At 54.8% G+C, this 11,551-nt stretch carries 10 protein-coding genes; 7 read left to right on the forward strand and 3 right to left on the reverse strand.

Annotated elements, in window-relative coordinates:
- Positions 1 to 7: 7 nt before the first annotated feature.
- Together AC1931_RS12030 and rsmI are read left to right on the forward strand one after the other, a co-directional pair.
- Complete coding sequence (locus AC1931_RS12030; RefSeq protein ID WP_483877515.1) at positions 8 to 1,975, forward strand: NAD(+) synthase; 1,968 nt, start codon at positions 8 to 10, stop codon at positions 1,973 to 1,975.
- The gene (rsmI, locus tag AC1931_RS12035) at positions 1,972 to 2,805 is read left to right on the forward strand and encodes a 16S rRNA (cytidine(1402)-2'-O)-methyltransferase (protein ID WP_483877516.1); all 834 of its coding nucleotides are present in this window, start codon (positions 1,972 to 1,974) and stop codon (positions 2,803 to 2,805) included. Before AC1931_RS12030 ends, rsmI begins: the two co-directional genes overlap by 4 nt.
- Positions 2,806 to 2,921: 116 nt before the next feature.
- On the opposite strand, the gene AC1931_RS12040 is transcribed toward rsmI, so the two are convergent.
- The 3 genes from AC1931_RS12040 to ligA are packed head-to-tail and all read right to left on the reverse strand — an operon-like array spanning position 2,922 to position 6,264.
- A complete protein-coding gene (locus AC1931_RS12040) occupies positions 2,922 to 3,926 on the reverse strand; it encodes a 4Fe-4S binding protein (protein WP_483877517.1) in 1,005 nt (334 codons plus the stop codon).
- Positions 3,927 to 3,961: 35 nt separating this feature from the next.
- Positions 3,962 to 4,240, reverse strand: coding sequence for an acylphosphatase (locus AC1931_RS12045; RefSeq protein WP_483877518.1), 279 nt, complete (start codon positions 4,238 to 4,240; stop codon positions 3,962 to 3,964).
- Positions 4,237 to 6,264, reverse strand: a complete 2,028-nt coding sequence (ligA, locus tag AC1931_RS12050) for an NAD-dependent DNA ligase LigA (RefSeq protein ID WP_483877519.1) — start codon at positions 6,262 to 6,264, stop codon at positions 4,237 to 4,239. Before ligA ends, AC1931_RS12045 begins: the two co-directional genes overlap by 4 nt.
- A gap of 137 nt (positions 6,265 to 6,401) precedes the next feature.
- Here ligA and AC1931_RS12055 point away from each other — a divergent pair, with 137 nt between their 5' ends.
- From AC1931_RS12055 to AC1931_RS12075, 5 genes are all read left to right on the forward strand, one after another.
- Positions 6,402 to 7,667, forward strand: coding sequence for an HlyC/CorC family transporter (locus AC1931_RS12055; RefSeq protein ID WP_483877520.1), 1,266 nt, complete (start codon positions 6,402 to 6,404; stop codon positions 7,665 to 7,667).
- A gap of 193 nt (positions 7,668 to 7,860) precedes the next feature.
- Positions 7,861 to 8,304 (forward strand): division/cell wall cluster transcriptional repressor MraZ, encoded by a 444-nt coding sequence (locus AC1931_RS12060; protein WP_483877521.1) that lies wholly within the window; start codon positions 7,861 to 7,863, stop codon positions 8,302 to 8,304.
- A complete protein-coding gene (rsmH, locus tag AC1931_RS12065; RefSeq protein ID WP_483877522.1) occupies positions 8,304 to 9,257 on the forward strand; it encodes a 16S rRNA (cytosine(1402)-N(4))-methyltransferase RsmH in 954 nt (317 codons plus the stop codon). Before AC1931_RS12060 ends, rsmH begins: the two co-directional genes overlap by 1 nt.
- A gap of 2 nt (positions 9,258 to 9,259) precedes the next feature.
- Positions 9,260 to 9,577, forward strand: a complete 318-nt coding sequence (gene ftsL, locus AC1931_RS12070; protein ID WP_483877523.1) for a cell division protein FtsL — start codon at positions 9,260 to 9,262, stop codon at positions 9,575 to 9,577.
- An 8-nt stretch (positions 9,578 to 9,585) separates the two neighbouring features.
- Positions 9,586 to 11,535, forward strand: a complete 1,950-nt coding sequence (locus tag AC1931_RS12075) for a penicillin-binding protein (protein WP_483877524.1) — start codon at positions 9,586 to 9,588, stop codon at positions 11,533 to 11,535.
- Positions 11,536 to 11,551 lie beyond the last annotated feature (16 nt).

An 11,551-nucleotide genomic window follows, 5' to 3' on the forward strand; every position in this document is an offset into this window, starting at 1 on the left:
CTCGTCAATGACCAACAAAGCAACCGCTACGGCAATCGATCCTATCCCGTATGGACTTGTTCGCGTGGCTGCGGCAACGCCGCAACTGCATCTGGCTGATCCTGATGCGAATCTTGTGCAAATCTGCAACCTGGCCCAGCGTGCTGCAGAACAATCCTGCTCCCTGGTGGTTTTCCCTGAGCTCTGCCTGACCGGTTACAGCTGTGGTGACCTGTTTTTCCAGGAGATGTTACAACACCGGGTGGTTGAGGTGTTGTTTGCCCTGGAAAAATGGACTGCAACCACCGATATAGCCCTTGTAGTGGGACTGCCGCTGGCTGTTTCGGGGCGCTTGTTTAATTGTGCTGCGCTGATCAGCGGTGGCATTATTCATGGCCTGGTGCCCAAGACCCACCTGCCCAATACCGGAGAGTTTTACGAGCAGCGCTGGTTTTCTTCGGCGCGGGATGCCCATTGTTCAGCCGTCACCCTGGGTAGTGTTGATATTCCCTTTGGTACCGATCTGCTTTTTGCGGCGGCGGATGATCCGCGGATGATGATCGGTATCGAACTGTGCGAAGACCTGTGGGCGGTACAGCCTCCCAGCAGCTCCCAAGCCCTGGCCGGGGCCAGTCTGCTGCTGAATCTCTCAGCGAGTCCGGAGATTCTCGGTAAATATGAGTATCGCCGCAACCTGGTGGCCTCACAATCGGCGCGGTGTCTGGCCGCTTATGTCTATGCCGGTTCCGGGCCGGGCGAATCGAGCACCGATCTGGTTTTCCCCGGACACTCCCTGATTGCAGAAAATGGTCAGATTTTTGCCGAAACCGAGCGTTTTTCCTTTGCGGGGCAGCTGGCGGTTGCTGATGTCGACCTGGCCCGACTGCAAAGTGAGCGTCAGCGCAATCGCCCCTTTGCTGAAAGTGCTCCCAAAGGTTCCTCCAGGTTGATCTCCATCCCTTTGCCCCGACCTGCCATCTCCGGGCTGCTGCGGCCCTTGACACGAACTCCCTTCGTTCCGCCTGACGCTAGCGAGCGCAAGGAGCGCTGTCACGAGATTTTTCAGATCCAGACCGGCGGGTTGGTCAGGCGCCTGCGCCATACCGGCTCCAAGGCCGTTGTCGTCGGCCTCTCCGGCGGTCTTGATTCCACCCTGGCGTTGCTGGTGACGGTCAAAGCTTTTGACCTTGCCGGATTGGCGCGCGGGGGGATTGTGGCGATCACCATGCCCGGCTTTGGAACCACCAGCCGAACCCGCAACAATGCCGAAAAGCTCGCTTCCCAACTGGGTGTAACACTGCGGGTTATTCCGATTCATGCGGCAGTTAAGCAGCATTTTGATGATATTGGCCATGATCCACAAACCCACGATGTGACCTATGAAAACAGTCAGGCCCGGGAGCGTACCCAGATTCTGATGGATGTCGCCAATCAGGTTTCCGGCATAGTGATCGGTACCGGCGATCTATCGGAATTAGCTCTGGGATGGTGTACCTATAATGGTGATCATATGTCCATGTACGCGGTCAACAGCGGCGTCCCCAAAACCCTGGTACGCTATCTGGTGCAATGGTGTGCCGATGAGGAATTCAGCGGTGATATCTCCACGGTATTGCGTGATGTCTGCGCTACCCCGATCTCACCGGAGCTGTTGCCGCCAACCGCTGATGGTGAAATCGATCAGTTGACGGAGCAGATGATTGGTCCTTATCTGGTCCATGATTTTTTTCTCTACCAGGTGGTAAGGATGCACTATCCACCACAGAAGGTGTTGATGCTGGCCGAACAGGCCTTTTTGAACGAATACAGTCGTCAACAGTTGACTGGCTGGCTGCAGCAGTTTTACCGGCGGTTTTTCAGTCAGCAGTTCAAGCGCTCCTGTCTGCCCGATGGTCCCAAGGTCGGCACTGTGGCGCTGTCACCGCGTGGTGACTGGCGCATGCCGAGCGACGTGCCGGCAACCCTGTGGCTCAGCCAACTGGAGCAGTTGCCGTGAGCGGCACCCTCTATGTTGTGGCTACGCCGATCGGTAACCTTGAAGACATGACCTATCGGGCCGTCAGGGTTCTGGAGGAGGTGACCTTGGTCGCCGCCGAAGATACCCGCCATAGCCGCAAGCTGCTGACCCATTACGGTATTACCACGCGGCTGATTTCGTACCACGACCACAACGAAAAAGGGCGCGCTGAGCAGCTCCTGGCCCGTCTCAAAGATGGCGAAAATATTGCCCTGATCAGTGATGCCGGTACCCCCTGTATTGCCGATCCCGGCTACGAGCTGGTGCAGCGCTGCCATCATGAAGCCATTTCGGTAGTTGCCGTGCCTGGTCCCTGTGCCGTGATCGCCGGGTTGTCCATTGCCGGACTGCCGACGGAAGGATTCCGCTTTCTCGGATTTCTGCCGGCCAAAGTCCAGGCCAGACGGGCTGTGCTGCTACGTTGTAGTGCTGATACGGCGACCCAGGTGATGTACGAAGCTCCCCACCGTCTGCTTGCTGCTCTAGCGGATATCGTCACTACCTGTGGTGGTGCGTGTCGGGTTGCCATTGCGCGTGAACTGACCAAGCGTCATGAAGAGTTGTTTGCCGGCACGGCGCAAGAAGCCCTGACCAGTTTTTCTGAGCGAGAAGCAGTAAAAGGGGAGCTGGTTATCATGCTGTCACCGCCACCTCTTCAGGTTCCGGAGTTGACGATAGCAGAGCACTTGCGCCACTTGCGCCAGACCACTGACCTTAACTGGAAAGAGATTGTCAAGCAGGTTGCCCGTGATCATGGTGTTGCCGGTAGCGAGGTTTATCGGGAGTCCTTATCGTTGCGTGAGGGTTAAATCCCGTGGGGGTTGCTTTTGTCAGGGTGAAAAATGAAGGGGATTTTATAATCGTTAGCGGTCCGGCGAGGCCGCCTTCAGTATGCGATAATGCTTTTTGTTTCCAGCTTTTTCCCTTAATGCCCGGTGCTGTTCAGCAGCGGAATCAGAACCTGATAATCCTGATAGCTCAGAGATGTCTGCCAGTTCCCGGATACCATGCCAAAAGTGACTCCAGCACAATAAATTCCCATAACCAGCACAGGGAACACCCATAGTGGCAGTGGTTTTCTAAGTTGGGGCAGGGACATGGCCAGGGCGTTTTCAGTGCAGTGTTCGACGCAGCTGATACAACCGATACATTCCGGATTGTGGATGGTTGTTTTTTGGTGTATCTGCAGGTGTGAAGGGCAGTGACTGGTGCATCGGGCACAACCGTTACATTGATTTTTGTCCCGCCTGATTTTCATTGGACTAAGCATGCTTAGCAGTCCCAGGAAGGCACCGTAGGGACAGAGATAGCGGCACCAGAAATTTTTGTAAAGCAGAGACAAAGCGCTCAGAATCAGAATGATAACTATGGCAGTGACGGACATCTGTTTGAAGAAATACAGCATCTTGACATCGCTGGTAGCCCAGTAAGGGGCTCGCATAAAGCCACTGATTGCTTGTGCCGGCATATCATAGAGGATGGTTTTGGCAAAAAAGAAAAACAAAAGATATTTCACCCCGCGCAAGGGGATATCAAGCCAGGTCCAAAGTTGAAAATCCCGTCCCAGGAAGCGTTGACCGGTTTTCCACATACCCTCCGAGAGAGTACCGACCGGGCACAACCAGGAACAGAACGATTTTTTCGCCAGCAGGCTCATGGCTATGAAGGTGAGAAAGAGAACCAGTGCGGCCGGGTGAATCGTATCTACCAGGCCGTTAATCACCCAATGCTTCAGGCTCATTAACGCTCCGATCGGCAGAAACCCTTCAATTCCCGGAGGACGTGAAACAAATGACGTCGCGCCGGCTGTTTCAAAATGTCGGACAAAGAGTCCAAAGCGAATCCCGAGGTACAGTATCCAGAGGAAAAACCCCCATTGGATAATATTCCGCCAGGTATTAATGCTACGCGGATTTAACCGGTAAGACATGGTGATTCCTTTCCTGCGAAAGCAGGTTCAACGTTTTACGCGCGTATCTCAAAGGTGCTGAAACCCGCAACAGTATCAAGCCATTCAATAGCGACATGGTCGACCCGTGCCATCTGCGGCCCCTGTCGACACCATTCGATGATTGCATTGACAATCATATGATGACCTTCAAAAACCGCCTCGACACAGCCATCGGGACAGTTACGGACCCAGCCGGTGACGCCGAGTTCGGCAGCTTTTCCCCTGGTGCTTTGACGAAACCAGACCCCCTGTACGCGACCGCTGATTCGCACTTTTGCCCTGACAGTGGTCATGATTTGCTCCCTGTTGCAATCAGCTCAAGAAACTCCTCCTCGGTCAGTACCGCGACCCCTAGACTCCTGGCCTTGTCCAGCTTGCTGCCGGCGCCGGGACCGGCAACGACATAGTCGGTCTTGCCGCTGACCGAGCCACTGGCGCGTCCCCCCTGCTGCATAACCAGATCTTCACCTTCTTTACGGCTAAAGCGTTCCAGACTACCGGTAAAGACGATAGTTTGCCCTTCCAGACGTTTGCCGGCCGGTTGTCGATTTGCGACCGGAGGTACGACGCCCAGTTCTTTTAAATCGGTGAGCACCGCACGGTTTTTTTCGGTGGCAAAAAAGTTAATTATACTATCGGCAACCTGAGGTCCGATTTCATGGATGGCGATGAGCGTTTCATAGTCCGCAGCGGCAAGTTTGTCAAGGCTGCCAAACTGCAGCGCCAGCAACCGCGCGGTGTGGCTGCCGACATGGCGGATTCCGAGGGCATAGATGAGGTTGGCCAGAGGGCGATTTTTGCTTCGGTCAATCGCTGTCAGCAGCTTTTCAGCAAGTTTGCCCCCCATGCGCTCAAACAAGAAGAGATCCTCTTTTCTCAAACGATACAGGTCGGCAATGCTGGTTACCAGTTGCAGGCGCAGCAGCTGATCGATATAACGACCACCCATTCCCTGAATATCCATGCCCCCACGTGAGCAGAAGTGCTTGAGGGATTCTTTGAGCCGCGCCGGACAGTTGATCCCCTGACAGCGCGGTACTACCTCGTCATCTTCCTGAACCAGGGGGGAATTGCAGACCGGGCACTGGGTTGGCCGTGGTATCGCTTGCTCAGTACCTGTTCTTTTATCTTTGACTACCCGCACGATCGCCGGAATGACATCTCCGGCCCGCTCAACAATAACAGTATCGCCAATATGGGCATCCAGACGCTCAATTTCGTCCCAGTTGTGCAGGCTGGCGCTGGAAACGTTAACCCCGCCGACATTGACCGGGATAAGGTTGGCAACGGGGGTCACAGCGCCGGTACGACCGACCTGTAGCCGCACTGATTCAAGGACTGTCTCTGCCTGGCGGGGGGGGAATTTGCAGGCGATGGCCCAACGCGGGGTACGGCTTTTTACGCCGAGTTCCTCCTGCAGGTTGCGGTGATTGACCTTGACCACCATGCCGTCGATTTCATACTCAAGGTGCTCGCGGCGTTCAAGCAATCGCTGATAACGATGTATGACCGCGTGGATGTCGGCAACGCAGCGGGTTTCGGCAAGATTGACCTGAAGACCCCAGCGGGCCAGATCGTCAAGCAGTTGCTGATGGGTTTGTGGTGCCTGGCCGGTCAGCTTGCCGATTCCATAACAGCTGATTTTTAATGGTCGTTCTGCCGTCAGGCGAGGGTCGAGTTGGCGCAGACTGCCGGCGGCCAGATTGCGGGGATTGGCAAAAGGGGTTTCTCCAGCGTCGCGGCGTAGCTGATTGAGCCGCCGAAAGTCAGCAAGATCGATATAGATTTCACCACGCACCTCAATCAGAGCAGGAAAATCATTCTGCAATTGTAACGGAACGCTTCTGATGGTGCGGACATTCTGAGTGATGTCCTCACCGGTCGTGCCATCGCCCCGGGTTGCGGCGCGGATCAACAGGCCGTTTTCGTAGCTCAGGGCGACGGCTACCCCATCCAGTTTTGGTTCGCACAGGTATTCGATGTCTGCCGCGGTGGCTAAAAAACGTTTGATTCGCGCATCAAAAGCGATCAGATCATCACTGTTAAAGGCATTTTCCAGCGACAGCATGGGTTCGCCGTGAACGGCCGGGGCAAATTTGTCCAATGGGGCGCTACCGACACGCTGGGATGGTGATGTCGGAGTAATAAGTGCGGGGTGCTCTCTTTCCAGTTGCAGCAGCTGTTGCATGAGCTGGTCATATTCCGAATCACTTATTTCCGGAGTATCCAGGGCGTGATAACGGTAATTATGAAAGTGCAGCTGTTGACACAGGTGCTTATGCTGTTCACGAATCTGGTCGGTGAGAGCGGTGGTCATGATTTTATCCTTGTAAATAGTGCCCGGATGTTGTTATTTCATCCGTATCATGCGGATTCGATTAAACTAATGCAAGAACTTCTCCTGTTGTAGAGAACTGAGTAACGGTACCATGCAAAAAAAGAGGATAACTTTCGATGGATGAAACAACCTGGCGCGTTCTGGCGCTGTTTTTTCTCCTTCTTCTGTCGGGCTTTTTTTCCGGCTCTGAAACTGCCTTTACCTCCCTCGATCGCTTACGCTTGCGTTTGCTGCAGCAAAAGCAGCATCCCGGTGCCGACAGGTTGGCTGATCTGGTGGATCATCCTGATCGTACCTTGAGTGGTGTGCTGGTTGGTAATAACCTGGTCAATATCGCTTCGTCTGTTATTGCCGCCGGACTGTTTGTCAGTCTGTTCGGTGATCAGGGTGAATGGCTGACCATTTTGATCCTGACACCGATTCTGTTGATTTTTTCTGAAGTCTGCCCCAAAACCCTTGCGGCACAGTACCCGGAGCGATTTTCCTTTATTGTGCTGCGGCCAATGCGCGGGTTTCTGTTTATCCTGGCCCCGGTTATTCGCGTGGTTGCGGGCACATCCAGGCTGTTAACCAGTTTTTTGCGCAAACATCAGGCCGAAGGACTCCATGTCTCGGAGGATGGTATCAAGGCGTTGATTGAGGCCGGTGAAGAGTCGGGAGTCGTCGCAGCCGAACAGCGGCGGATGCTCCACGGAATTTTTGAATTGTCCGAAACCCGGGTACGCGATGTCATGATTCCGCGCACAGAAGTTGTCGGTATTGCTGCCACAGCGTCGTATGAAGAGGTTCTGGAGGCGGTACGGCAGGCGCGGCACTCGCGGTTCCCGGTGTATCACGAGAACCTCGATAATATTGTCGGAGTCCTGCACTCAAAAAATGTTCTGGCCTATAGCCAGAATCCGACTGATTTCTCCTTCGAGAGTGCTTGTCGCAAACCCTACTATGTGCCGGAGTCAAAACGCATTGGCGTGCTGCTGCAGAATTTTTTGAAAATGCGAGAACATTTGGCCATCGTTGTCGATGAGTATGGCGGCATGGAAGGGATCGTCACCCTTGAGGATGTCGTAGAGGAGGTCATTGGTGATATCAATGATGAATATGATATTGCCGAAGTAGAATTCAGGGAAGTGGCCCCCGGCCATTACCTGATTGATGCCGCCATGCCCCTGAGGGAAGTCAACAAGCGTCTGGGGCTTGAGCTTCCCGAAGAGCAGGTCACCACCCTGGCTGGTCATATTTTTCAGCTCAGTGGCAGCATTCCCGCCGAAGGGGACACCTTTGAGGAGGGGGGGATTCGTTTCCGTGTCAGACGGATGGAAGAAAGAAGAATAGAAGAGATTGAAATTTTTATTGCGCCGCCATTACCGCAACCACCACGATAACTTAATAGCCCATAAAAATTAGCTAGTTCTCTCCCTGTTCAGGGATTTTATCATCCGCTTTGTCCAAGTCCTTGTCTTAGCAATACTTTTCTTTTTCCCCCGGACGCCCTGTATACAGATTTTCCCTTGACACTTCAGGAGCCCACCGTTATATTTTCTAAACTTAGTGTCAAATAGTGTCAAGAGGTGTCATGTGAGGTTTTCCGGCGAGTTTAATGTCAGTATCGATCTCAAAGGACGGGTCAGTATTCCGGCGCCGTTCAGGGACCATCTGCGTCAGGATTACGATAGTGACGGCCTGGTAGTGACACGCTACAAAAACGGCCTGGTTGCTTATCCGCACAAACGTTGGGATGAAATCTGCGCCAAGGTTCTCGCCATGCAGCCTGGGCCGATGCGGGAGGCAAATCTGCGTAATCGGATTGCCCCGGCCCGCGAGTGTCAATTTAATGCCCAGGGGCGCATTCAAGTTCCCCAGTCCTTGCGTGAGCATGCCGGACTCGACAAGGAAGCAGTGGTTATCGGCATGTTCGAAAAAATTGAGATCTGGAGTCAGCAGGCTCATGCTCTGATTGTTGCCGAGTCGGAAGCGTTGCTTAACGACGATGCGCAGGGGCAAGCGGATCTGGGTTTCTGATGGCAGCCGAGTCCTATTCGCACCTGCCGGTATTGCCTGAAGAGGTTGTCCATTGGCTAGATCCACAGCCTGGCGGGGTTTTCCTTGATGGCACCCTGGGCGGCGCCGGACATGCACGATTGATTCTTGACCGGGCGCCGGACAGCCGCTTGATCGGTATTGACCGCGATCCCGCCGCTCTGGCTAATGCCGCCAAGATCCTGGCACCCTACGGTGACCGCGTCAGTCTCCATCACGCTGAATTTGATAAGGCGGCGGCGCTGTTAACACAGCTGGGGATTGCCGGCCTCGATGGCATGCTTCTCGACCTCGGGGTCTCCTCTCATCAACTTGATACGCCTGCACGGGGTTTTTCTTTCAGGCATGAGGCCCCGCTGGATATGCGCATGAATCCTCAGACCGGGATGACTGCCGCTGAGGTTGTCAATCAACTCGAAGAGGCGCCGTTGCGCCAGCTGTTCTTTGACCTTGGGGAAGAGCGTTACAGCCGCCGGATCGCCGCCAGGATTGTTGCCCAGCGTCAACAGCAGCCGATTGCCACTACCATTCAGTTGGCAGATCTGGTGCGTGATGCTGTCCCTGGTGGTTACCGTCCCGATCGTATCCATCCAGCGACCAGAGTATTTCAGGCGTTACGGATATATGTGAATGACGAACTCGGTCAGGTCAGGCGCGGCGTGGATGCCGCTATCGACCTGCTCAAGCCCGGGGGGCGACTGGTCGTGATCAGTTTTCATTCGCTTGAAGATCGGATTGTCAAGCAGCTGTTTCGTGCCCGCGCGCAAGGGTGTATCTGCCCACCGCGACTGCCGGTGTGTCAGTGCCGGCATCAGCCCGATGTGGAGTTGTTGACGCGCAAGGGCATCAAGGCATCAGCTGGTGAAATTGAAATGAATCAACGCTCGCGCAGCGCCATTTTGCGGGTGGTTAAACGTTGTCAGCCAAGAGGTTAGCCATGCCCCAAGTGATTTCTCAAACCCGAATTAAAATCAGTGGTTTTGCTCTGTCCCGTCCGCGTTTAAGCCCGATGTTGGTGGTGATTGTCCTGATGTCGCTGTTGGCGCTGCTGTTTGTCTGGTCGCGGATCCATGCCATTAGCCTGGAATATGATATTTCACGGCTCGAACGGGACCTGCGGACACAAAACCAGCAGGTCAAAGAGCTTTCTCTAGAGGTGGCCTTTCTCTCGCGCGATGAGCGCATCGAAACCCTGGCAAGAAATGAATTGGGCCTGCGCGATCCTGTGCCGGGCCAGATCGTTCGAGTGGAGTAATACGGATCATGACACATGAGACAGGACAGATACGCATCCGGATTTTTGGACTGCTGTTCATTCTGGCTTTTTGTGTTATTGCTGCGCGCGCATATCAATTGCAGGTGGTTGAAGCCCCTGAATTGCAGGCTCGAGCTGACCAGCAACGGCACCATGTTATCAAACTCGCGCCGCGCCGGGGCACCATTGTTGATCGTAACGGCAGTCCTCTGGCCCTCAGTCTTGAGGTCGATTCCCTCTACGCTGATCCGGTGATGATTCAGGATCCCGCTGCCACGGCGAAAAAGCTCGCGCCACTGTTGGAAATCTCCCGGCCTGATTTAGTTAAAGCCCTCTCTTCTGAAGGTCGGCGTTTTGTCTGGCTCCAGCGGATGATGGATCCGGAGGTCGCCGACGCCGTGCGTCAGCTCAGAATCCCCGGGCTGGCGTTTGTCAGCGAACGTAAGCGCTATTACCCCCAGTCGGCGATTGGGGCCCATGTGGTGGGTTTTACCGGTCTTGATCCCCGTGGACTGGAGGGGATCGAGCTGGAATATGATCGTTTGTTGCAGGGAGAGCCGGAGTTGCTGGTATCGACCAAGGATGCCCGCGGTCGTGGTCTGGCAAGCACCGAAGAACCAATCCGGGCGGGCGCAAGCGGGCATAATCTGCAACTGACCCTTGACCGCTCGTTGCAATATATTGCCGAGAAAGAGCTGGCGCGGGTGGTGCGTGAAAGTGAAGCTATCGGTGGCACCCTGGTGATGCTTGAACCAGCCAGTGGGCGGATTCTGGCGTTGGCCAGCTGGCCTGACTTCAATCCCAATCTGGCCGGTCGATACCAGGCAGATGAGCGTCGCAACCGGGCCATTTGCGATGTCTATGAGCCCGGCTCGACCTTCAAACCCTTCTTGCTTGCCGGGATTCTCGAAGAGGGGCTGATGACTCCCGAGCAGACCGTTTATTGTGAACAGGGACGCTATTCAGTTGGCGGCAGCGTTGTCCGTGACGCGCGTAAGCATGGCCACCTGACCCTGAAAGAGATGTTGAAGTTCAGCAGTAACATCGGCTTTGTCAAGCTTGGCAAGGAACTTGAGCGCGATCGTTATTACCACTATCTGCAGGCCTTCGGCTTCGGTTCCAAAACCGGTGTCGATTTTCCCGGTGAGGTGGGTGGGCTCATCCGCCCGCCGACCCGCTGGTTTGAAATTGACCTGGCAGCAATTTCTTTTGGTCAGGGCATCAGCGTTACTCCCATCCAGATGGCTGCAGCGATGGCTGTTATCGCTAATGGTGGTCTCCTGATGGAGCCCTACCTGGTAGAAACAGTCACCGATGCTGATCATCAGGTGGTGCAGCGGCGCCTGCCGGAAGTGCGTCATCGGGTTATTTCGGAAAAGACTGCGGCGCAGGTGCGCCGGATGATGGTCGCAGTAACCGAACCAGGAGGTACGGGTGCCAGGGGTGCTGTCCCGGGTTTTCAGGTTGCAGGCAAAACCGGGACGGCTCAGAAGGTTGATACGGTAACCGGAGGCTATTCTATCGATAAGCGGATTGCTTCATTTATCGGCTTTGTGCCGGCAGAAAATCCGGCGCTGGTTATTGCCGTGACCGTCGATGAACCACAGGGATCAGTCTATGGCGGGCAGGTTGCCGCTCCGGTTTTTTCCCGGGTGGCAGCGCAGGCATTAAATCACTTGAATATTTTACCGGATAGCCAGGTAGCAACCTTGCCCGTTGTTCCTGTAGCCGCTGAGCCTTTGCCTGACCTGGCTGACTTGTTGCCGAACAGAACCCCGAAGGAGGGGCTGGTTATGCCGGACTTTCGTGGCATGAACTATCGCCAGGTACTGCAGGCGATGGAACAGCAGGGTCTGAACCTGAAGTTGACGGGCAGTGGGCGGGCAGTTGAACAATACCCCCGTGCCGGACAGTCGATTCCTTATGGCAAGGAAGCCTGGGTCCGTTTTGGCGCCTGAAAATGAATCTGCGGAG

This window comes from Pelovirga sp. C15f, assembly GCF_057178085.1.

Coding starts and splice junctions, on each gene's coding strand:
- ftsL (WP_483877523.1), top strand. CDS start 9,260: ATGCCCCAAGTGATTTCTCAAACCCGAATTAAAATCAGTGGTTTTGCT.
- AC1931_RS12045 (WP_483877518.1), bottom strand. CDS start 4,240: ATGACCACTGTCAGGGCAAAAGTGCGAATCAGCGGTCGCGTACAGGGG.
- AC1931_RS12030 (WP_483877515.1), top strand. CDS start 8: ATGACCAACAAAGCAACCGCTACGGCAATCGATCCTATCCCGTATGGA.
- AC1931_RS12040 (WP_483877517.1), bottom strand. CDS start 3,926: ATGTCTTACCGGTTAAATCCGCGTAGCATTAATACCTGGCGGAATATT.
- ligA (WP_483877519.1), bottom strand. CDS start 6,264: ATGACCACCGCTCTCACCGACCAGATTCGTGAACAGCATAAGCACCTG.
- AC1931_RS12055 (WP_483877520.1), top strand. CDS start 6,402: ATGGATGAAACAACCTGGCGCGTTCTGGCGCTGTTTTTTCTCCTTCTT.
- rsmH (WP_483877522.1), top strand. CDS start 8,304: ATGGCAGCCGAGTCCTATTCGCACCTGCCGGTATTGCCTGAAGAGGTT.
- AC1931_RS12075 (WP_483877524.1), top strand. CDS start 9,586: ATGACACATGAGACAGGACAGATACGCATCCGGATTTTTGGACTGCTG.